General features: G+C 33.2%; 16 protein-coding genes and 2 tRNA genes. 10 read left to right on the top strand and 8 right to left on the bottom strand.

Annotated elements, in window-relative coordinates; translation table 11 throughout:
• The first annotated feature begins 228 nt into the window (after window positions 1-228).
• The 6 genes from CHB81_RS15825 (at window position 229) to CHB81_RS15800 (ending at window position 11,119) form a co-directional block, all read left to right on the top strand.
• On the top strand, window positions 229-1,374 hold the full coding sequence (locus CHB81_RS15825; RefSeq protein ID WP_089352833.1) for an acyltransferase family protein: 1,146 nt from the start codon (window positions 229-231) through the stop codon (window positions 1,372-1,374).
• A gap of 133 nt (window positions 1,375-1,507) precedes the next feature.
• The gene (locus CHB81_RS15820) at window positions 1,508-3,145 is read left to right on the top strand and encodes a sodium/sugar symporter (RefSeq protein ID WP_089352832.1); all 1,638 of its coding nucleotides are present in this window, start codon (window positions 1,508-1,510) and stop codon (window positions 3,143-3,145) included.
• A gap of 126 nt (window positions 3,146-3,271) precedes the next feature.
• Window positions 3,272-4,708 carry a glycoside hydrolase family 28 protein gene (locus CHB81_RS15815; protein ID WP_089352831.1) on the top strand — a complete coding sequence of 479 codons (1,437 nt, stop codon included), beginning with the start codon at window positions 3,272-3,274 and terminating at the stop codon, window positions 4,706-4,708.
• 7 nt (window positions 4,709-4,715) lie between these two features.
• A complete protein-coding gene (locus tag CHB81_RS15810; RefSeq protein ID WP_089352830.1) occupies window positions 4,716-5,747 on the top strand; it encodes a LacI family DNA-binding transcriptional regulator in 1,032 nt (343 codons plus the stop codon).
• 348 nt (window positions 5,748-6,095) lie between these two features.
• Window positions 6,096-8,684 carry a helix-turn-helix domain-containing protein gene (locus CHB81_RS15805; protein ID WP_089352829.1) on the top strand — a complete coding sequence of 863 codons (2,589 nt, stop codon included), beginning with the start codon at window positions 6,096-6,098 and terminating at the stop codon, window positions 8,682-8,684.
• 86 nt (window positions 8,685-8,770) lie between these two features.
• Entirely contained in the window at window positions 8,771-11,119 is a 2,349-nt protein-coding gene (locus CHB81_RS15800; protein WP_089352828.1) for a TIM-barrel domain-containing protein, read from the top strand.
• A gap of 824 nt (window positions 11,120-11,943) precedes the next feature.
• Here CHB81_RS15800 and CHB81_RS15795 read toward each other — a convergent pair.
• Together CHB81_RS15795 and CHB81_RS15790 are read right to left on the bottom strand one after the other, a co-directional pair.
• Window positions 11,944-12,591 carry a DJ-1/PfpI family protein gene (locus tag CHB81_RS15795; RefSeq protein WP_089352827.1) on the bottom strand — a complete coding sequence of 216 codons (648 nt, stop codon included), beginning with the start codon at window positions 12,589-12,591 and terminating at the stop codon, window positions 11,944-11,946.
• 28 nt (window positions 12,592-12,619) lie between these two features.
• Complete coding sequence (locus CHB81_RS15790) at window positions 12,620-13,624, bottom strand: GlxA family transcriptional regulator (protein ID WP_089352826.1); 1,005 nt, start codon at window positions 13,622-13,624, stop codon at window positions 12,620-12,622.
• A 303-nt stretch (window positions 13,625-13,927) separates the two neighbouring features.
• On the opposite strand from CHB81_RS15790, the gene CHB81_RS15785 reads away from it, so the two are divergent.
• The 4 genes from CHB81_RS15785 to CHB81_RS15770 all read left to right on the top strand — a co-directional run bounded on the left by CHB81_RS15785 (window position 13,928) and on the right by CHB81_RS15770 (window position 18,657).
• A complete protein-coding gene (locus CHB81_RS15785) occupies window positions 13,928-14,353 on the top strand; it encodes a DDE-type integrase/transposase/recombinase (protein WP_217899731.1) in 426 nt (141 codons plus the stop codon).
• A 368-nt stretch (window positions 14,354-14,721) separates the two neighbouring features.
• A complete protein-coding gene (locus tag CHB81_RS15780) occupies window positions 14,722-15,561 on the top strand; it encodes an alpha/beta fold hydrolase (protein ID WP_089352825.1) in 840 nt (279 codons plus the stop codon).
• A 1-nt stretch (window position 15,562) separates the two neighbouring features.
• Window positions 15,563-16,585: a serine hydrolase gene (locus CHB81_RS15775; RefSeq protein ID WP_158283879.1), complete on the top strand. Its 1,023-nt coding sequence runs from the start codon at window positions 15,563-15,565 to the stop codon at window positions 16,583-16,585.
• Window positions 16,586-16,995: 410 nt separating this feature from the next.
• Window positions 16,996-18,657, top strand: a complete 1,662-nt coding sequence (locus tag CHB81_RS15770) for a S41 family peptidase (RefSeq protein ID WP_089352823.1) — start codon at window positions 16,996-16,998, stop codon at window positions 18,655-18,657.
• 1,452 nt (window positions 18,658-20,109) lie between these two features.
• Here CHB81_RS15770 and CHB81_RS15755 read toward each other — a convergent pair.
• The 6 genes from CHB81_RS15755 to CHB81_RS15730 form a co-directional block, all read right to left on the bottom strand.
• Window positions 20,110-20,194, bottom strand: a tRNA-Ser gene (locus tag CHB81_RS15755).
• A gap of 142 nt (window positions 20,195-20,336) precedes the next feature.
• Window positions 20,337-20,421, bottom strand: a tRNA-Ser gene (locus CHB81_RS15750).
• Window positions 20,422-20,560: 139 nt separating this feature from the next.
• Entirely contained in the window at window positions 20,561-20,959 is a 399-nt protein-coding gene (locus tag CHB81_RS15745) for an acyl-CoA thioesterase (RefSeq protein WP_089352821.1), read from the bottom strand.
• A 1-nt stretch (window position 20,960) separates the two neighbouring features.
• Window positions 20,961-22,094, bottom strand: coding sequence for a 3,4-dihydroxy-2-butanone-4-phosphate synthase (ribB, locus tag CHB81_RS15740; protein ID WP_165902264.1), 1,134 nt, complete (start codon window positions 22,092-22,094; stop codon window positions 20,961-20,963).
• 2 nt (window positions 22,095-22,096) lie between these two features.
• Window positions 22,097-23,557, bottom strand: a complete 1,461-nt coding sequence (locus CHB81_RS15735) for an LptF/LptG family permease (protein ID WP_089352819.1) — start codon at window positions 23,555-23,557, stop codon at window positions 22,097-22,099.
• Window positions 23,558-23,564: 7 nt separating this feature from the next.
• Complete coding sequence (locus CHB81_RS15730) at window positions 23,565-24,257, bottom strand: outer membrane lipoprotein carrier protein LolA (protein WP_089352862.1); 693 nt, start codon at window positions 24,255-24,257, stop codon at window positions 23,565-23,567.
• Between the last annotated feature and the right edge of the window lie 3 nt (window positions 24,258-24,260).

The following is a 24,260-nucleotide window of genomic DNA, read 5'->3' as shown; positions in this document are numbered from 1 at the left end:
AGTTTTAGTAAACTTAAAAAAGACGTTTCACCCATTAAAATTCACATAGCAACTATGTGTGAAGAAACGAATTTCTTTTTTATTCTCTTTTAGGAAAAATAAAATCTATGTTTCTATGTGTTAGGAAATTATACAATCTAAAAGTTTCAAATAAAAAATATCATTTATAATTATTGATACTCTTCTGGAGAAATCAATAACTGAATATGCTTTTAAATAAGTGCAATTATGAGTAATACGACTGAAAGTGGAAGATTAATTTCTTTGGATGTGCTAAGAGGGTTTGTTATGTTTTGGATTATGAGCGGCGAACATATCATACACGCATTGGCTAAAGCTGCACCAATTCCTGTTTTTATATGGATGTCATCACAATTGCATCATACAGACTGGAATGGCATTACGTTTTATGATATGATATTTCCTGTATTTCTATTTGTTGCAGGGGTTTCGATGCCTTATTCTTTTGATAAAAAAATGATTAATGCCGGTGTAAAAACTCCAATGGAATTACCATCCAAAGAAAAACAAAAAATATACCTCTCGATGCTAAAAAGAACGTGTATTTTATTATTTCTGGGACTTGTTGTAAATGGATTATTACGGTTTGATGGCTATAATCAAACTCGTTTTGCCAGTGTATTGGGACGTATAGGACTTGCCTGGTTTTTTGCAGGTATGATCTATTTAAATTTTGATTTAAAAAAACAGCTGCTTTGGTTTGCAGGTATTTTGTTTGGTTATTACTTAGTTTTGAAGTTAGTGCCAGTTCCTAATTTTGGAGCTGGTATTTTAACTAAAGAAGGATCCTTTACGAGTTATATTGACCAGCAGTTTTTACCAGGAAGATTGCACAGTAAAGTTTATGATCCCGAAGGTTTATTTTCGACTATACCGGCTATTGCCACAGCTTTGCTGGGTGTGTTTCTGGGAACTTTTTTGAAACACAGTATAAATGATTCGGTAAGCAGGAAAACAATAATCATGATCACATCGGCAATTGTTTTGATAGGCATAGGAATGATTTGGAATTATGATTTTCCCATCAATAAACGCCTGTGGTCAAGCTCTTTTGTATGTTATGTGGGAGGATTCAGTATTTTGTTTTTCACATTTTTCTATTTAATAATCGATGTATGGGGTTTTCGCACGTGGGCATTTCCTTTAATCATAATTGGTTCAAATTCTATTTTGATTTATATGGCGTCTGAGGGTTTGGTAAATTTCGGACATACCGCAGCATTTGTATTTGGAGGCATCATTACATTTTTACCCCTCATTTGGCAGCCCGTATTTACCGCTTTATCAATAACGCTCATACAATTGCTTTTGCTTTATTTTCTCTACAAAAGAAAATGGTTTTTAAAAATTTAAAAAGAAATATATACGATATAAGAAAGCCGGATTATGAAGAAAAACTAATCGATTTTAAGCTTAAAAAAGGTATTTAGTTTACCCCAAATATCTTAAAAATGCATTTACTGACTAACCAAAATAACCACATATTATGAACACATTACAAGCGGCAGATTACATTGTTTTTCTTATTTACTTTGTTATTGTTACATCCTACGGAATGTATATTTACAGAAGTAAAAAAAATGCAACGACTAGTTCTAACGAATATTTTTTAGCCGAAGGTTCGCTTACCTGGTGGGCTATTGGAGCATCATTGATCGCCTCTAATATTTCAGCAGAACATTTCATTGGCATGAGTGGTTCAGGTTTTGCTATCGGACTTGCTATTGCTTCTTATGAATGGATGTCTGCCGCCACCTTAATTATTGTGGCCATGTTTATTTTACCTGTTTATCTTAAAAACAAGATATTTACGATGCCACAATTTTTGGCAAAAAGATATAATGATACTGTAAGTACTATAATGGCAATAATTTGGCTGCTGATATATGTATTTGTAAATCTTACTTCTATTATTTATTTGGGCGCTTTGGCTATTTCTTCGATCGCGCCCATTAGCTTTCAATTTTGTGTCATAGGACTAAGTTTGTTTTCTATTATTGTCACTTTAGGCGGCATGAAAGTAATAGGATATACAGATATGTTTCAGGTTATAGTATTGATTCTTGGAGGTTTGGTTACAACTTACTTGTCCTTGACCTTATTGTCAGAACAGTTTGGGTTTGGAAAAGATATCCTTAAAGGCCTTTCCGTTTTAAAAGATGAAGCGCCCGGTCATCTGAAAATGATCCTTGATAAATCGAACCCGCATTATGCTGAACTACCGGGAATGTCTGTAATAATAGGAGGTATGCTGATTAATAATCTGGCATATTGGGGCTGCAATCAGTACATTGTTCAAAGAGCTTTAGGAGCTGATTTGAAAACAGCCCGTAAAGGAATTTTGTTTGCGGCTTTTTTAAAATTATTAGTTCCTATAATTGCAGTTTTACCGGGTATTGCGATGTACGTCATGCATCAAAACGGAATGTTTCAGCAGGAAATGGTCGATGCAACCGGAGTTTTAAAACCGGATCATGCTTATCCAACCTTGATGAATTTGTTGCCTGCAGGATTAAAAGGAGTTGCATTAGCGGCTTTAACAGCAGCAATTGTAGCTTCATTGGCAGGTAAAGCCAATAGTATCTCTACAATTTTTTCTTTAGACATTTATAAAAAATATTTCAACAAAAAGGCAACAGAAAGAAAATTGGTCCTTACCGGAAGATGGTGCGTCATAGTTGCAATGTTTATTGCCGCTCTTGTAGCACCGGCATTAAAATCATTAGATCAGGCATATCAGTTCATACAAGAATATGTTGGTTTCTTTTCGCCAGGAGTTTTGGCTATTTTTTTATTGGGAATGTTTTGGAAAAAGACAACTCCCTCAGCCGGACTTGCGGGTGCATTGCTAACAGTGCCTATTGCAGCAGTATTAAAATTCCTGCCCGTCTGGACAAATGGCGCTTTTCCTGATTATCCCTTTTTAGACAGAATGACCATCGCTTTTTTTATAATTGTATTTATGATGATCGCCATTAGTCTCTTAAATCCGGAGTCTAAACAACAACAGGAAACATTAAAAATCGAAGTTGATAAATCAATGTTCAAAGTATCCTCAGAGTTTGTTATTGGCTCATTCATTATCTGTGGCATATTAGTAGCATTATATACTGTTTTTTGGTAATACAAAATACGTCTTTCAATCGTTTTGGAAATCCGGGTGAGCTTATCGGTTTTTTAGTGTAATTATTAAGTGATGCTACAGGTATAAAGGGGTTAAATAAAAGATTAAACGAAAAAAATAAAATCAATGAAGAAACATATAATTACTTTAATTGTTTTTTGCCTGTCACTTAGTGCTGTAGCGCAAAAAATATATGACGTTAAAAAATATGGCGCTAAGGGAGACGGAAAAACCAACGACGCTATTGCGATTCAAAAAGCAATTGATGCATGTAGTATAACGGGCGGACAAGTACTAATACCAGCCCCGTTTACATTTCTCACAGGACCTTTTAATGTCAAATCGAATGTGGATTTACATATTGAAGGAGGCGCTAAAATTTTAGCAAGTCCAGATGAAAAATTATACACAGAAAGTGCTTTTCGCGAAAACAAAGGCGAAGGAACAATCTGGATAGGAGGTAAAAACATTGAGAATTTTACTATAAGTGGAAACGGTAAAATTGACGGAAACGGTATTTCGTTTATGGGAGCCGAAGAGGAAGATGCTTATGTATTAAAACCCTTTAATGTATTAGATCCGCGTCCACATGTTTTAACGATTATAGGAGGAAAAAATATCCGAATAAAAGATGTTCATATCGGAAATTCTGCCTATTGGACCATTCATCTTGTGGGCTGTAATGATGTTGTCATTAGCGGAATTACATTGCTGAACAGCTTAAAAGTTCGTAACAGCGATGGTATTGACCTGGATCATTCAAAAAATGTTCGTATTAGCGATTGTTATATCGAAAGTGGAGACGATTGCATTTGTTTAAAAAACAGACGGGAATTTGAAGAATTTGGTGCCTGCGAAAACATAACCGTTACAAATTGCACCATGACCAGCAGCAGTTGTGCCATTAAGATTGGTTCAGAAAACATGGATGCGATCAGACAAGTGGTTTTTAATAACTGTATTATTAAAAATAGTAATCGTGGCGTGGGAATTCAAAATAGAGATGAAGGAACGGTGAGCGACGTTATTTTTTCTAACATGATTATCGAAGGACGTTTGACTACTGATACCTGGTGGGGAAAAGCTGAACCTATTTATGTAACGGCTTATAGTCGTGCAAGCGGAAACCATAAAGATGCAAACTGGCGTTTTCCAAAAGGAGCAACCGAAGGGAAAGTGGGCGCAATAAGTAATATTTATTTTTCTAATATTCAATGTACGAGTGAAAACGGAGTATATGTTAGTGCAGAATCAAAAGACAAAATAAACAACGTTGTCTTTGATAATGTTAGTCTTTTTATTGATAAAACAACCAGCAATCAGGGAGGTGTTTATGATCGACGTCCGTCTAAATTAGAAGGTTTCGTAAAGGGAAGTACTTCGGGCTTTTATTTTGATAATGCACAACGAATAAAAGTACAAAACTGTTCAGTGTTATGGGGAAAAAACAAACCAGATTATTTTGCCTACGCCATAGAAAGTAAAAATGTAGATGCATTGATAATAAGTAATTTAGAAGGGCAATCGGCTTTTCCGGATAAATTAGAAGCGGTAAAAAAATAATATTGATATGAAAAACAAACCGGTTTCTATTAAGGATATTGCTGATGAACTAAAGATTTCCATAACAACGGTTTCTTTTGTATTGAATGGAAAAGCAACAGAAAAACACATTTCTAAAGAGCTAACGCAAAAGGTTTTAGATTATGCAAAACTAATAAACTACAGACCTAATCAAATTGCACAGAGCCTTAGAACAGGGAAATCAAAAATTTTGGTTTTTATGGTAGAAGATATTTCAAATAGTTTCTTTTCTAAATTAGCTCGAATTTTTGAAGATATTTCATTTGACAAAGGATATAAAGTCATTTTTTGCAGCAACGAAAATAACGATGAAAGATCCAAAGAGTTGATTGAAATATTTAATTTTTGTCAAGTTGATGGTTTTATTATTGTTCCTTCCTCGGGAATAAAAGATACTATAGAAAGCCTAATAAAAGATAATAAACCAGTTATTTTATTAGATCGTTTTTTTGAAGGTTTAGATTGTAACAGTGTTAGTATAGATAATCAACAGGCTTCTTATGATGCAACCTTACATTTGGTAAATAATCAATTTAAGAACATTGGTTTTGTGACCACAGATTCCAATCAAACGCAAATGAGAGATCGATTGTCAGGATATTATAAAGCAATTGATGATAAAGGTTTGAAATCAAACGTTTTGCAAATTCCTTACAATGAGACTTTTAAAGGAAAAGGAAAAAAACATATTGAAAAATTCCTGACTGATCATAATCATTTGGATGCTATTTTTTTTGGAACCAATTATCTTGCACAAAACGGATTAGAAGTTTTTAAAGAGAGTAGTCGTAATTTATTAAATGAATTTGGCATTGTTGCATTCGATGATAATGATATGTTTAAGCTATGTTCAACTTCAATTAGTTGTGTTGCCCAGCCGCTATTCGAAATTAGTTCTAAACTAATGGAATTGATGTTTTTGCTTTTGAAGAAAAATGAGATTGGAGAAAATATTCAAAAAATAGTGCTAAAAACAGAGCTTATTATTCGGGAGTCTTCATTAAGGAGGCAGTCCTAACTTTTTGTAGTAAAAAAGGTATCTATTCCAGTTTGGAAAAATATCACTAAAAATGTCTTTAGCAGATTAGGAAGTGAATGGATTTATTATAAATTTACTCCTGAGGATTATGTTGCAAGCGAGGATAAAGTGGTTGCTTAAGGAAATATATACTGGTGTCAATAAAATTAAGGGGAAAACCTATGGAGGCAAGAGTGGGGCACATGTTTAGAAACTAATAAATGGAAAAATTCTGAGTTTTGAACAGTTTGTCGATAGTCAGCCTGTCAATTATCCTATGAAATAACAAAATCCAATTAGATTTTATTGGACAATGATTTCTTTTCGGTACTCAAATGAATAAATAGAATGAATCATATAGTTAAGATTATAATAATCTTCTTCATTTTTTTAAGTACTGCTGTTGGTCAGACCAGCGATGTGGTTTTTTCTCCTATTAACGTTTCAGATGGACTAAGTGACAATCAAATACGTTTTATTCTACAGCTTTCAGATGGAAGGATGATTTTTAAAACCAGCGGTAATATAAATCTTTATGATGGAGAACATTTTAAGTATATCCATCATAATAGACGTCATATTTATCCTCTTAAAGGTTATAATGGATTCTATCGGATTTATCAGGGAAAAGATTCTCTTCTATGGATAAAAGATGCACACAAATTGATGTGTGTTGATCTTCGTACAGAAAAATATTTACCAGACCTTGATATTTATTTTAAGAAAAAAGGATTTAAAAAATCTGTTGAAGATCTTTTTCTGGATTCAGGTAAACAACTATGGTTTCTGTCTTCCGGCAGATTATGGAAATATAATTCTTCTGATTTTATAGATATAAAAGCGAATAATGGACAATTGCAGGATCTAGATTGTCAAAACAATATCTTATATCTGTTTTTCAGCACTGGTGAGGTAGTTTGTTATGATTTAAAAACAGGAAGAAAATTATTCAGCAGTGCCGCTTATCCTGCCTCGGAGTATGATTTTTTCAATTTTACGTCGATGGTGGTCAAAGGAAAGAATGGCTTTTTTCAATTGCGAAACGGATCTAAAGGCGGTTTTTTTTATTTTGATATTCAGAAAAAAGACTGGAAAAAAATACTTGAGACTTCCTATACTTTAAATACTCTGGCAGTTACTAAAGATGATATTGCGTATATCAGCTGTACCAACGGGATCTGGATAATTAACTGCCATAGCGGACAAAAACAATATTTTCCAACGCTTAAAAAAGTAGATGGAAGTATTTTGAAGACTGAGGTAAGCACACTTTTTTATGATAAACAAGGAGGCTTGTGGCTGGGCACTTTAAATCAGGGACTCTTGTATTATCATCCTTCCCGATACAAGTTTAAATATATTGGGCGATCTAGTTTCCAGTCAGCCGAAAGAGGAGATGTTACGGTGCAGTCATTTGCAGAAGACAAAAATGGAAATATTTACATTAAAGCAGGAGCAGTTATTTATTATTATTCTCCATTGCGTCAAAATGATAATACATTGACCGTCATACAACCTTCGTTATTACCATTAGAAATATTAAAAAAGTTCCATAAAGCAAGCACTTTTACCGGAATCAATAATGAGACTACATTTCTTAAGGATGTACGCGGCTGGGAATGGACAGGAACACAGGATGGATTAAAACTTTTTGACCCAAAAAAGAAGAAAGAAAGGATTTTTTATACAAAAGACGGGTTGTCCAATAATTTTGTACATTCTATATTAGAAGATCGACATCATAATATTTGGATAACAACAAGTTATGGAATAACAAAATTGCAAATAGATGCTGTAAACAGAAAAATTAGTTTCACTACTTTCGGTTCAGATGAAGGAACGTTACAGGGAGAGTATTCTAATGGAGCAGCATTTGAGGCTGTGGACGGAACATTATATTTTGGAGGCATTAACGGTTTTAATACATTAAAAACAAACCATGTATCATCGGAAAAACTACCTTTTAAACCTGTTTTTACAAATTTATTCTTAAAAGGAGAAAAAATAGAACCAGGTACCCGATATGATGGGAGAATTATTATGCCCGTAGCTGCGCCATACACAAAAGAAATACAACTTTCATATGATCAGAATTTCCTGACCTTCGAGTTCTCAGCATTAAATTATCAAAACCCGTCTCAAACTTATTATAGGTATCAGCTCAAGGGCATAGACAATGACTGGCGGGAAACTTCAACGGGAGGACGAAGTGAAAACGGAAATGATGGTATTCTGACAACTTCATACACAAATCTTCCTCACGGCACATATACATTTCTGGTGATGTCGTCCGGCAATAATCGAAAATGGAATGGTTTGGTTTCTGAGTTAAGGATTAACATAAAGCCGCCATGGTGGAAAACTACTACGGCATATGTACTATTTATACTGCTTTTTACAGCATTAATTGGTGCAGGAATTTATTTCTATCTCTATTACAGCCGTAAAAAACTCGAACAAAATCACAGAGAGGATATACTGTTAGTCCGCGTACGGAACCTAATAGAGCAATGTAAATATCTGGAGACAGAAAAGGAGAATTATCTTGCGCAAACAAACGTACAAACTGTACAATCTGCAGAAAGCAGGAATGAAAACAGGGCTGATGAAATGTTTTTAGCGAAAGCTTTAGAACTGGTAGAAAAAAACCTGAATGTACCGGACTATTCTGTTGAACATCTAAGCCGTGATCTTTGTATGGACCGTACGGGGCTTTATCGTAAATTGATAGCATTGCTGGAGAAGCCACCATCTTTGTTTATCCGAAATATTCGCCTGCAGAAAGCGGCAGGATTGATTCTTGAAGGCGAACTCAGTATTTCAGAAATAACAGAAAGAGTTGGTTTCAGCAGCTCCAGCTATCTTAGTAAATGCTTTCAGGAGATGTATGGTTGCCGGCCTTCTGAATATGCAGAAATAATCAAAAAATCAACATGATTGTTATTTATTTCAACATGACTGCTGCCTAGATATGGTGGTTCTGGGATACTTTTGATGTTCTAGATACCGAAATATAAACAACCATGAAATTTTCTAAAACAACCAGTTTTATGCTGACTCTTGCAGTCTTCATAACACTAAATTTAAATGCTCAATCTATTGAGGGAACAAGACAGGGGCTAAAATTTGCAACACAGAATATGGATATTCAAATCGAATTCTATTCGAACAATATTGTACGTGTGTTTAAAATCCCACAAGGGGTTCCATACAATAAAAAAAGTCTCTCTGTAGTTAAATCGCCCGAAACGATATCGATTAAAACCACACAAAAAGGAAATAAAACTTTATTAGAAAGCAGTTCCATACAAGTTGAAGTCAACCCTGAAACTGGCGGTATAAGCTTCTACGACTCTAACGGAAAACTACTTCTTAAAGATAAGGATTTCGGCACGCAGTTTTCAGCTACAGACGATGCAGGAACACCTTCTTACACCGTACGGGAAGGTTTTTTGCTTGACAGCGATGAAGCTATTTACGGAGTAGGACAAATTATGGATAATAAATTCAGCCGCCGTAATTCGTCCCATCATATGCAGAACGAAAACATGTCGACTTATTCACCTTATTTTATGTCAGTGAAAGGATATGCTGTTTTCTGGGATAATTATTCTATTTCTAAGTTCAACGATAATGCGCAGGAACTTTCTTTCGAAGGTTTGGGTCATTGTGCCGATTATTATTTCATGTATGGTAAAAATGCAGACGGTGTTGTAGCGCAAGTCCGTGATCTTACAGGTAAAGCACCTATGCTTCCTTTATGGGCTTATGGTTTTTTTCAAAGTAAGGAACGTTATCACACAGAAGATGAAAGTCTGGATGTTTTAAAAAAATACCGAAATCTCAAAATACCCATAGATGTGGTTATCCAGGATTGGAGATACTGGCCTGAATTCAACAAGAGTGACAGTTTATGGAATTCGCAAAGTTTTGACAGACAGAGATTTCCAAATCCGAAGAAATGGGCTGACGAAATTCACAAGCTAAATGCAAAATTATTAATTGTAACCTGGCCCGGATTTGGCCCCAAAACAGAGCAGCGTAAGGAATTTGACAGTAAAAAAATGATCATTAATTTTGATACCTGGCCGCCAAACAGCGGTGCGAGACCGTATGATGTATATAATCCGGAAGCCTTGGATATTTACTGGCGCTATCTTAACAAAGGAATATTCAGTTATATTGGAAACGATGGCTGGTGGCTGGATTCAACTGAACCTGACCATATCAATCGAAAAGACTCAGATTATGACCTTCCAACCCACTTGGGCAGTTATCGCAGTGTAAAAAATGCATACAGCCTTATGCATAATAAAGGAATTGCGGTCAATCAGCGTAAAGCCAACGACAACAAGAGAGCTGTAATTCTAACGCGTTCAGGATTTATAGGGCAACAGCTTTACGGTTCAAATACATGGAGTGGTGATGTGGTTTCTTCCTGGGAGATGCTGGAGAAGCAAATTCCCGCAGCATTGAATTATACTTTAATGGGAATCCCTAATTGGAACAGTGATATTGGTGGTTTCTTTGCGGATAGATGGAAGAAGGATGGAGGAAATAAAAATCCTGAATTTCAGGAATTGTATGTTCGCTGGATGCAGTTTGGGGCTTTTTGTCCTATGATGCGTTCTCATGGGACTGATCTTCCACGTGAAATTTGGAATTTTGGTGAACGGGGAACATGGTGTTTTGATGCGCAGGAAAAATCAATTAAGCTGCGATACAGCTTGCTGCCCTACATTTACAGTACATCCTGGGATGTCAGCAATAACAACGGAACATTTATGCGTCCGCTCATTATGGATTTTGTATCTGATAAAAACACACACAATATTGGCAGTGAGTATTTATTCGGACGTTCGATTCTAGTGGCTCCGGTAACTAAATATAAATCAAAAGAATGGTCTGTATACTTGCCTAATGGAATTGACTGGTACAATTTCTGGACTAATGCATACATCAAGGGAGGACAAACAATTGTATCTGAATCGGCGGTTGATCAAATTCCGCTTTATATCAAAGCAGGTTCAATTCTTCCTTTTGGCCCTAAGGTTCAATATGCCACTGAAAAAAAATGGGATCAGCTTGAAATACGTATCTATCCTGGTGCCGATGGTGAATTTGTGCTATATGAAGATGAAAATGACAATTATAATTATGAGAAAAAAATGTATTCAATTATCAAATTCAAATGGGAAGATAAAACACGAATGCTTACTATAGAAGACAGAGAAGGTACTTTTCCAGGAATGTTAAAATCCCGTATTTTCAAAATTATTGTTGCGGGTCCAGATACGGCAGTTGGTGATAGTCCAGGCGAGGCGAGTAAGAACATTTCTTATAACGGAAAAAAAACTGTATTGAAACTTTAGAAATCCAGAGATATCAGTATTAAATGGGCTTTTGAAGAATTCAATTTTCTTTAAAATTGAAGGTTCAGGAGTTTTTTTGTTTCCTTTAAAAACACTGCGATCCTCAATGTTTATTGGGGATCGCGTTTTAAGAGGAGCATTGCTTTTCTTCAAGTGTTTTTTGAGGTTTAAGAAATTTGTGTTTTAATCTATAAACTGATTTATGTTAACTACAAGTTTAAGAAATATAATAATGTTATTATATCAGGGCTATATTTGAACATGATAGTTTTTGTTTGTTATTATTTTGGGATTGTATTCTAGTGATTTGCAATTAAGTTAAAACAGAGCTGATCAAGAAAAAATATTTTGACTATCATAAGTATATTTTACTTATCAAGATTAAGCTTAAATGCATTTCAAAAGAAAAAAGAAATCAGTCAGGCATTGGATATATAGGCAAAAGATATGCTATAAGTTGCGAAAGATAGAAGGTCGAGGAATAAGACTTAACATTATGCGCAAATCAATGTCTACGTCTAACAACTTTATTGCCTTTTTTACTTGATTTTTAACTTTTTACTTTGCTATTATAATGGGATTCGAATCCAGATTCCCAGCAAATACTAACTTTATTACAAACATAAAAAAACTGATACGATTTGTGAACTCTATAGCAAGCCCGAGAATGAGTCTTCTCAGGTTTTTTATTTTTATAGTGACCTAATAGTACAAAATTCGAACTCTGTTATTAGAGTATTTGAAGTTATTAACTAACTATTTTGATTAATAACGTTAGTGTATAATACCCACAGGTGTACCAGAATTAAAGAAATACTATTTTTTTATTTATTATTCATAAAACTCAAATCCGCATCACGATTGTAAACTAATATATTTGAAATATTATCGGCAATTTCTTTGCCCAATATTTCTTCAATGACATATAATGCTCCGTCTAAACCGGAAGTTATTCCTGCTGTTGTGAGTACTTTTCCATCTAATACATAACGTACATTTTCAATAGTATGAATGCTTTTATATTGCTTTAAGTACTCCATTACTCCAAAATGAGTTGTTGCCATTTTATTCTCAAGTATACCTGTTGCAGCAAGAATCACAGAGCCGGTACAAACCGAAAATGTCAATGTAGCTTTTTGGTGCTGTTTTTTGATCCATTGAGAGATCTCAGTATTGTTATTGGCAATTTTTTTCACAAGTGACGGTTCTGCCCCAGGAATGACAATAATGTCCGCCTGCGGGGCATTTAAAAAGTTATAAGTGGCTTTCATTTGAAGTACTTTGCCTTCAGAATACACTGGATCTTCATTTGTTGAAACTGTAAAAAGTTCAAATCTTTTATCAAAAAAATTAGCCTTGACAAATATATCTATTGGACCATTTAAGTCAAGTGCTTCGACATGGTCAAATAGTAGAAATGCAACTTTTATAATTTCTTTTTTATTGAATTCTGGGAATTTTTTTGATTCCATTTTTAAGTGATTTTAATTGTTATTATTTTTATAATGGGAGATTAAAAGTTGGTTTTTTAAACTGTACCCGATAAATTGAAGGAGATATGTGATGATGTTTCATAAATACCGCCCGCATAGTATCTATTGATACAAATCCTGTAAGAAGTGCAATATTTTTTAGTTCATAATCTGTTTCTTCTAAATACTTTTTAGCTGTTTCCAACCTTATCTTTTCAACATACTTTGCTGGAGTAATTCCTGTCTCAGCTGTAAAAACCCTATTGAAATTACGTAGACTCATAGCGGCAATTTCAGCAAGATTTTGGACGGTTAGTGATTTGTTTAAATTTTCTAATATCCAGATATGAATCTTTTTTATTGTAGCATTACTTGTAACGGGTTGTGAAAGAAAATTACTATACTGACTCTGATTGCCATGTCGTTGTAAATACATTACTAATATTTTGGCTATAGAAAGACTTATTTCTTTTCCTAAATCCTCTTCAATTAGAGCCAGACACAAATCAATACCGGCTGATGCACCCGCCGAGGTATATATGAAATCCTGTTTTATGTAAATAGGTTTTGACTCCACTTGAATCAATGGATACTTCTTTTTTAATGAGTCGCAATACATCCAATGTGTAGTAGCCAGTTTACCATCCAGTAACCCTGATTCTGCTAATAAAAATGCACCTACGCAAACCGAACATAGACGACGGATTTTAAATGTATTTTGTTGTAACCATTCTATAAAGATTCGATAATCCTGCAGTGGTGTTTTGAAAGAAAACCCACTAATGATAAGCGTGTCAATAGGTTCAGTAATATCAATGGCTCGTTTATTACAACTAAATTTTAAACCATTAAAATCGCCTAAACATAATTCATCAGTAGGTGATGCAATTAGAATATCATAATTAAAGAGTTCGATTTGATTATAATGTTCCTTAATTAGGTCTTTTGCAAGACGAAAGGCATCCAATGGTCCTGCAATATCTAAAATAAGCATATCGGGTATCGCAACGATAACTATCAACTTGTTTTTCATAAAACAAAGATAGGAACCTTTGTACTTGGCATAAATGACAATTTTACTTTAATTCGTGCCTTTTTTAATTTTAAAGATATTAGGTATGTATTTGAAAAATTAAAAGAACAATAATCAAACAAAACAAGGCTAAAAAAGTTGTTTTAATGGTTAATGATCTTAGAAGATTAATGCTAGAATAGACACTAGAAAGTTATATTATCTTTTATTGGATAAACTCCACTTGATGAAGATTGGAAGAGATAAATTCTTTTATATACTTAGAGCCAATTATTTATTGGTACAACCTAAACGAGTTATCATATAACCACAAACTCACATCACCGTTTTAGAAAGCATGAAAATCGAATTTTAGATCTAGAAATAAATCGTCCTGAACAAGTTTGGGTCTCCGATATTACCTATATCGGAAAAAGGGGTAATCCGTGTTATCTAAGTTTAATCACTGATGCTTATTCAAAGAAGATAATGGGATATTATGTTGCAGAAAACCTTAATACACAAAGCAGTTTAAAGGCATTGAAAATGGCTCTTAAATACAGAAAATCCAATATACTGACCTTAATCCATCATTCCGACAGAGGTTTGCAATATTGCGCTAACGAATATCAAAGAGAACTAATCAAAAATAAAGTCTTATGCAGTATGACCCAAAACTCAGACCCGTATGAAAATGCCGTAGCAGAAAGAATTAATGGAATTTTAAAACAAGAATTTATTATTCCATAATCTTTATGAACCTGTTTATAAACCATTTTTCGCAAAAATTGAAGAAACTTTTAGTCAAAATATAAAAATTATCTATATATATAAATTACATTTTGATGTAGAATATCATTGGTTAAATTACTTTTTCTTTGTTTCTTTTTAAAATGTATTTACTTCATATAAAATTGTTTTATACTGACGATAATTATTATATTCGGTGAAAATTAGAATTCGAAATTAAAGTCTTAAACTTAGACAAAAATGGCAATGTTTGAAGATATTCTATGATAAATAAATGAGAGTCGGGCAACTTAGCATCTGGCAATTATAACAGGATAAAAACACACTAAATATTGATGGAAGGTTAACTATAATTTTATAAAAAACCTATGTGTAAAAGAAATTTAAAAAAAATTCTAGCCCTACTTTTTCTGACTTTAACTGCAAATTTAGCTTGTTCGCAAAAAAAAGAGTTTCGAGAAACGACTGTTGATAGTTTAACATTCGTAAATAATAGAAAAATATTAAACAGTTTAATTACTGATGGCTTTCTGAAAAAAAAATTCACTAAAGAAAATGTACAAATTCCTTATAGATTTTTAACACCAAAAAATAATATTAATGACCAAAAATATCCTTTAATAATTACTTTCCACAACTCTACACGAATTGGAAATGATAATGAAAATCAACTTGAGCCATTTGCAAAAATTTGGTTGAGACCTGAAATTTATAATGAATATCAATGTTATGTGATTGCACCGCAATTCAACAAGCGTTCTTCAAATTATGAAAAAAATAGTGACGGCATTCAAATTTCAAAACCTTCAAGAGATGTGTTTGCCTTATTGGAATTAATTAAAAATATTGAAAAAGAATATCCAAACATTGATAAAAACAGGATTTACTTAATTGGCTATTCTATGGGTGGTTCAACTGCACAAAATTTACTGAGTATTGCACCAAACAAATTTGCGGCTATTATTTCTGTTGCAGCCGTTCCTGATTTTTCAAATCTTAAAAAATTAAGCAAGAAAAATATATGGCTTATTCATGGGCAAAAAGATGATGAGAATCCTTATATAGGAAGTCTTGAATTGTTTAATAGATTGTCTTCAAACGGAAATTTGATTTTTACAACTTTTAGTAACCTAAATCATAATAATATTGCCATTCCGTTATTATTAAGTGATGAAATTCCAAATTGGCTATTCAAACAAAAAAAATAATATGAAATTTAATACGCTACTATTTTCTATACTTTTATTTACGTCATCATGCAAGACTGATAAAATTAATAATAAACAACACTCTACTTTATCATCTACAATAGATAATATAGCTTTAAATAATAATTTCAATGGCGTAATTTTAGTAGCAAAAGATTATACAATTGAATATCAAAAAGCATTTGGTTATTCCGATATTGACAAGAAAACAAAATTAAAAACAAGTGATTTATTTGTTATAGGGTCTATCAGTAAGCAAATTACTGCTGTATTAATTCTTAAGGAATATGAAAAGGGTAACTTACAATTGACAGATAAAATAAATAAATATCTACCTGAGATTAACCAACCTTGGGCAAATCAAGTCACTATTCACCATTTACTAACTCATACTCATGGAATTGTAGAAATTGATCAACCTCTTGAATTTGAAGTAGGAACTAAATTCCATTATTCTCAGATAGGATTTGGATTACTTTCTCAAATACTTGAAAAAATAAACCACAAATCTTTTGAAGAAATATCGACTAATTTATTTAATGAATATAGATTGAAAAATACCTTTCATCCAAATACTAAAAATTATAAACACCTTGTAAAAGGATATGAGGAAGATAAAAATGGAAAACTGATATATGCAGAAGGAAATCCTGTAAAATATATTGCAGCAGGTGGATTTATTTCTAACGTAGAAGATATATTGAAATGGAACAAACTACTATATTCTGGAAAACTTGTAAAGCCGTCAACTTTAGATTTAATGAGAACAAGATATGCAACGAGAATTCATCCAATATTTGATAAAATTGAATATGGTTATGGATTATTATTTAAAGATAAGCAGCAAAATTTAGAAATTGGCGCATTTGGATACTCACCTGGTTTTCCTTCAGCAGAGTATTATTATCCCCAAACAAATATGAATTTAATAGTCTTAGAAAATATTGCAGTTCATTTAAATGATTTCAAACAAACTTTTAAAGTTCATACAGATTTGATGGAATTAATTAAAAATAAGAAATAAACTATTGCAAACACGTATTCCTCAGTAAAACTCGATTAAATTAGTAGCAACTTTGAAATATATGCTCATTGGCAGACCATTTACAAAAAACACCATGTGGACCAATTATACGGTAAATTTAAATCAAATTAAGATATGGTCAATTAGGACTGGTTTTTCCAGTATTTCCTCTTTATATTTCGAGTTATTTGTGTTTAAATGATTGTGTTTTAGCACTTTGCTGTTTGTTTTATAAATTGTTTAAGGTTGAAATTTTTGTAGTAGTCTTAAACTAAAAAAAAATTATGGATTTTCAAGATGTACTGGACAATTTTGTACTAATTTTAAAAAAATAGTATATCAAACGAAGAAACAAATAAATAAATAAATTGCTACCAGACCAATCTATTTCTATTAATTTGAAAAAAAATATGAAATTAAAAATTATTGTATTCTTAGTATTGTTTTCAGGTCTACAGGCTGGTTATACTCAGGTTGGTACAGATCCCGAATTAAATACCAATGAAATTAAAAATATATCTTCTTTGTGTAAGATATGGGGCTTCTTAAAATATTACCATCCTAATGTAGCAAAAGGAAGCTATAATTGGGATGAACAGTTGTTAGCTGTACTTCCTAAAGTAAGAAAGGCTAAGGATAAGGATGAACTTTCTGAGATTTATCTGGGATGGATTGAAAGTTTAGGAACAATTAAGGTTTGTAATTCATGCAGTAATAATGGCAAAAAAGAATACTTTGACAAAAATATCAACTTATCCTGGTTAGAAAATCAAGATCTGTTTAGTGATAGTTTAATAAAGAAGCTAAAATATATTGAAAATAATAGATTCCAGGGAGAGAATTATTATGTGACAACAAAAAAAGGAGGGAATGTTGAGCTAAGAAATGAAACAATACATGATAATTTTGAATATCCTGATCAAAATTATAGATTATTAAGTTTGTTTAGATACTGGAATGTTGTTGAATATTTTTACCCATATAAATATCAGACTGATGAAAATTGGAATGAAGTTTTAAAAAATATGATTCCTAAGTTCTTGCATTCAAAAAACAAAACGGAATATCATTTGGCAATGCTGGAAGTGGTTGTCAAACTTGATGACTCACATGCAACTTTGTACACAGATCCTATTGATGATTTTTTTGGAAGAAAATTTACCCCGGCATATTTTAATATGGTGGAAGATAAATTGACAGTTACTGGTTTTTATAATGATTCACTGGCAAGGTTAAATGATATAAAAATTGGAGATGTTATAGAAAAGGCAGAAGGAGTAGATGTAAAGAAAATAATAGCAGGTAGTAAGAAGTATAATAGAGGATCAAATAATAATGTAAAAGCTTCTCATAATGGTTTTTTTGTACTGAGTGGAGCAACAGATTCTATAAAATTAACCATTAAGCGTGAAAATAAAGAAATTTTTAAAAATTTCGGGCGTTTTGATATGAAATATTTAAGAAAGCAATTTTTTAAAAGTAAAGAAAAATATAAAGTTTTAGATGATAATATCGCATATGTTGATATGAGTTTTTTAGAAATGAAGGATGTGGATAAGATGATGTCAGATCTTAAATCTACTAAGGCTATTATTTTTGATTATAGAGAGTATATGAATTTTACTCCCTATATGATAGCAAGAAGATTGATTCAAAGTAAAAAAGAGTTTGCAAAATTTATAAAACCAGATCTTTCTTATCCAGGAAGGTTTACTTGGGAACAAAGCGAAACGATTTCACCGCTAAAAAATCAGTATTATACCGGTAGAGTCGTTGTTTTAGTTAATGAAAATACACAAAGCGCATCTGAATATGCCACGATGTTACTACAGACAGGTGACAATGTAACCACAATAGGGAGTCAGACTTCCGGAGCGGATGGTAACGTATCGTATAATGAATTTTTAGGTTATAAATCAGTCATTACCGGTATAGGAGTGTTTTATCCAAATAGAACCCAAACCCAAAGAGTAGGAGTGAAAATTGACCTTGTTGTTCGTCCCTCTATTAAAGGCATTCAGGAAGGAAGGGATGAAATTCTTGAAAAAGCGCTAGAGTTTGTAAAGAAATAAAATGAATTAACATTAATCCTTAAGTATAATTCTGAAGGAATTATTTTTTGACAGACCAAATTGAAATCCACTAAAAAAGAAGCAAGTAGCTTTTTTGGCAGAATGGACAAGTCCGACAGCTGAAAAAGTACTCTAACTTAAAGATTTCAACGTTATAATGCCATATAAGCCAAATAAAGAATAGTACTAAAACAAAATTTAGGTTATTGTTAATTTTAAGCCTCTTACTTTATACGCCGATTAGTTTCAGGTAAATAATGGGCGTTTTTTTATGGGGTATGAGTTCCTCGCAGCCTTGAGAACTGGCCATTGATCTTACTTTATTCAGGCTGATCCTTACTGCTCTTTTCATGGGAAGAGCGTTTCATTAGAAGATAAAAATTCTTAAGGTACCACCAGACAGGGCACATCTCAAGGGGGGCAATAAAATTTTGTATCCCTAAATAACAGCTGCGCAGGAAAAGCTGCGTATCACTGATTTTAGCCTAGGGTTTCCAGTTCATTTCTTCAGGCGGGGATGCGTGTTCAAAATAGCGTTTTATTTCTTCGTGGGTCATAGGACAAAATTAGGCAAAAACTATAGACCCATCATGGGCTGAGCTATCTTACTGCCCTATGTATTTCATATATACTGCCGCCAATTTCATCAACCTCTCTGTGAATCACAGCATTGCTAGTGCCCAATATACTTTAATTTTTTTACATCTGTTGTGGTGCCCACAGATAAATTCTGGGGAACCATTTTAATAATTCACCTTTGATGCTGCTTGTTTTTTTTCTGCCTGTTTTTTAGTCCCCAGTATGCAATTGCTTCCCTTTTACTTTTTATCAAAGATCCAGTATGCTTTTGTCTTATTTCAAAGAGCAAAGGTAACTCTGTGTCCTGACCCAAAAGCAAGGCCGGGGTCTATTGCGTTCCATTTTTCTGTTAAAAAGATTTTATCCCCAACCTCATTCAGGTTACAAAATTCCCCATTATGACTAAAATTTTGAAGCTGGGATTTGGCAATTTTGTCATAATTAATTTAATAATAATTTATTATGACAAATGTGAACACAAACGACGGAAAAATATGACTTATAACAGGTGCTTCCAGAGAGTTTGGAAGAGTACGGGCCGAAGCTGTACTCCAGCGAGGAGATAGAGTAGTAGTCACTGCTGCAAGGGATATTGATAGCATTTCAGATTTTAAGGATAAATATGGCGATAATGTTTTGATTCTGCCAGATTATAAAGTTTCGAACCTAAACTTGTGAGTCCCTAGTTTTTATGAGCTTTAGGTTTGGTAAGTTATCTTGTGCCACGAATGTGCCACAAAGATTTTGATTGTTTTTATAAATATTGAAAAGCGGTATTAAAGAAAAAACCGTGCAAATCGTTTGATTTGCACGGTTTACCGCTCTTTTTGGCCTTTTTTGAAAACTTTGAGAAGTCTCTTTTTTAGCCTTCAGCGGAGAAAGAGGGATTCGAACCCCCGGACCTGTTACAGTCAACAGTTTTCAAGACTGCCGCATTCGACCGCTCTGCCATTTCTCCAGTATGTTGCAATCATTTGCTGATTGCGAGTGCAAATATAAGGTGTTTTTTTGATTGTAAAAATTTTTTTGGAACTATTTACAAAGAAAATTGTATAATAAAAAAAAGAAACCCTTAACAAAGTTACGGGTTTCAGGTTCAGCGGAGAAAGAGGGATTCGAACCCCCGGACCTGTTACAGTCAACAGTTTTCAAGACTGCCGCATTCGACCGCTCTGCCATTTCTCCAGTATGTTGCGATCATTTGCTGATTGCGAGTGCAAATATAGTGTGCTTTTTCGATTATAAAAACTTTTTCAACGCTTTTTTTAAGTTAATTTTTAAGTGTCTAATTATCAGTATTTCCGAAAAATAGATTTTGAAAAAATCACTCCAAAGGATCTAAAATTGGCACTGGTTTTTTGTTTTCGTCAACCGCAACAAACGAAAAAGTTCCTGAAACTACCGTTTCGCGAAGCTCTGTATACATTTGTTCCATGAAAATATCCACGTGAATTTTGCAACTTGTTCTTCCCACACTCATAACTTTAGCTACTAACTCGATTAAAGTTCCGGCTGGAATTGCTTTTTTAAAATCAATTTGACCTGTAGAAATAGTCACTACTTTTTTTCTGCTGAATCTTGTAGCACAAATAAAAGCTACTTCGTCCATCAAATGAAGTGCAGTTCCTCCAAATAAAGTATCATAATGATTCGTAGTACTCGGAAAAACCGCTTTGAATATATGCGTCTCAGATTTTACAATTCTCTCTTCTAATGTTCCCATATTAATAGCTTACGTATTCAGTTATTTCAAGTCCGTATCCAATCATCCCAACACGTTTTGTTTGTTCCGTATTTGATACCAATCTAATTTTAGAAATGTCGATATCGTGCAAAATTTGAGCACCAATCCCGTAATCTTTACTGTCAATGATTACTTTTGGAGCTTTCATTGTTCCTTCAGCCTGTAAAGCTTTCAGTTCAGAAATACGACTTAGTAAGTTTACTGCCTGCATATCCTGATTGATGAAAATTACGGCACCTTTTCCGTTTTCATTAATAACTTTAAACATGCCGTCTAATTGTTGTTCAGCATTGTTGGTTAAAGTACCTAATAAGTCATTATTTACCTGAGAAGAGTGGATTCTGGTTAAGATTGGGTCTCCAAGATTCCATGTTCCTTTAGTTAAAGCAATATGAATTTGTTTATTGGTAGTTTGCTCGTAAGCTCTTAGTCTAAAAGTTCCAAAACGAGTCTCGATATCAAAATCTTCTTTTTTAACAATCAAACTATCGTGTTGCATTCTGTAAGCAACCAGGTCTTCGATAGAAACTAATTTAAGATTGAATTTCTTTGCCACTTTTACCAATTCAGGTAAACGAGACATAGTTCCGTCTTCATTTAGGATTTCGCAGATTACCCCCGCAGATTTAAACCCTGCTAATCTTGCAAAATCAATTGCAGCTTCTGTGTGACCAGTTCGTCTTAAAACACCACCTTGCTTAGCTACCAAAGGAAAGATATGTCCGGGTCTTGCTAATTCATGTGGCTTAATATTTGGATCTGTCAACGCTAATACAGTTTTAGATCTGTCAGCTGCCGAAATTCCGGTAGTTACTCCATGGCCTTTTAAATCTACAGATACTGTAAAAGCAGTTTCCATATGATCTGTATTATTTGAGACCATCGGTCTTAAATCCAATTCCTTACAACGACTTTCTGTTAGAGGAGCACAAATTAAACCGCGTCCGTGAGTAGCCATAAAATTGATCATTTCCGGAGTTACTTTTTCGGCTGCAGCCAAAAAATCACCTTCGTTTTCACGATCTTCATCATCGACTACAATGATTACTTTACCTTGACGAATATCTTCTATAGCTTCTTCAATGGTATTCAGTTGTATTTTTGTTGTTGACATAATTATTGTTGATTTTGAGCGGGAAAAAATCGCTCGGAAATTTTTTGAATTAGTTGCGATATTGGGGTTATAATTGCATCAAAATTGATTAATCCGTTATCGTTTGTCGCGCGATAAGTTAATAATACAGCTAATGGTAATAGTACAAAAGACGACATCCATGAGCCCATAAATGGAGTCATACCACCTTCTTGTGAAAGTCTTTTTCCAAAAGTATTAATGAAATGAAACGTAATAAAGATTAAAACGGCAAAAACAATTGGTAAACCAAGTCCTCCTTTGCGAATAATAGCACCTAATGGAGCACCAATAAAAAACATTAAAAAGCACGCAAAAGCAATTACGAACTTCTCGTAAAGAGCAGTTAAATGTTTGTTGATTTCTCGTTGTTTATCTTTTAAATCTTTTTGAGTTGATTCAATAGAATAAATATTGCTGGTCACATTGCTGCTGGCCATTCTTAAGATTTCTGCCTTTTGTTTGTTTTTGTACAGAGACAAAAGATCATTTGGAAGCGGTTTTTTCTTTTTAGCTGTATCTGCTTTTACGGGTATTGCAGATTTTCTAATACCAACACGTTGATTGATGTTTTCTGAAAACGACAGAATTTCATTATTCAGGTTTTTATTCAAAGAGTCCAGAGTATAGCGCAATTCGTTAACGTTTAACATTGCGTTTGTACCACTTATGCTTTCTTTGTCGTCATCGACTTTGTTTAATTCAGATAAATCGATGTTGATTATCTGCTTTTTAAACTTGCCTTTTATAAAAGGGAGTTTAGAACGATCTTCATATTTTTTTGGAGTAACATCTTGGTAGTAATATCCGTCATTTAAGACTAGTTTTAAGATACTGGATTTTTCGTTACTAATTAGTTTACCATTTTTGGCTTTGATAACGGTTTTGTTTTCCCCCATATTATTGGGCTTCTCGTGAATGGTAACTCCGGTTAAAACATTTCCGTTTTCGCCGGATTTTTTGTTAACCTTAATGTTATAAAAGCCGACATCATTAAACTGACCTTCGGCAATTGCCATAGCAGGTTTTGCCTGAGCTATGTTTTTTCTGAAGTTTGTAAATTTGTATTCAGCATACGGAATTACGTTATTGGCGAACCAAAACGCTACGATACTCAAAAAGAAGATGAAAATAATTAAAACCCGCATCGCTCTCTGCAATGAAATCCCGGAAGATTTCATTGCGGCGAATTCGTAATTCTCGGCTAAATTTCCAAAAGTCATAATCGATGCCAATAAAACCGATAGTGGTAAAACAAGCGGAATAATTCTCGGCATTGAGAATAAAAGGAATTTTAAAACCAATATCAAATCGAGGTCTTTACCCGCAAGTTCTGCGATAAAAAGCCATACGGTTTGAAGTATGAATATGAAAAAAAGGATTACAAATACCGTAGTAAATGTAAGTAAGAATGTTTTTAGTAAGTATTTGTCTAAAATTTTCAACCTTGAATTAATCTAATTTATTGATGTAGTACTTTGGATATTTGCTCGCTACAAATGTAAATTGATTTTTTGATAAAGGCTGATTGGTTTTAAAAGAATTAACGGTTAAAGTTGTTTTTGTTCCGTTTTTTCCAGTTTCAATCAAATTATAGATGTGTTTTGTTTGTACATCAATGCCTAAAAGAATCTCTTTTCTTTGATCTTTTGTACTTGTAGGGGCTAATTTGATATATTGAATTTTTCTTCCTTTAACATTTTGAACAATGTCCATGTTGTATTTGTATCCGGAATTGAAGAAAGTAAGCATCTTTGAAGGCGTAATAGCGCTATCATCTTTTTCGTTTACTTTAGAAACAGTAACTTCTTCGTCTTCAGGATTTATAGTGTATGTTTTTTGCCCGTCAAATATTTTAGTTACGCCCATAAAATTCAATACATATTGATTGCCTTTCATGGTTACATTTCCTTTGCTGTCTTGATTAATGTTTTCTTTGGCATTATTCAAAGAATATTTAAAATCGATAACAATGTTGTCGTAGCTTTTTATTTTAGAAGTCACTTCGTTCAATAAATCTTTCGCTTTTTTATCCTGAGCTTGAATAGAAGTGAAGCTCAAAAGCAAAATAATTGCCATTTGAAGACACTTTTTAGTCATGTTTGCGATAGAATTGTGGTTGATTTCTTGAATTTTTGTTTTCATGAT

The sequence above is a fragment of the Flavobacterium sp. ov086 genome (assembly GCF_900187965.1).
GTDB lineage: Bacteria > Bacteroidota > Bacteroidia > Flavobacteriales > Flavobacteriaceae > Flavobacterium.
This window is presented reverse-complemented; position numbering and strand designations above follow the sequence as displayed.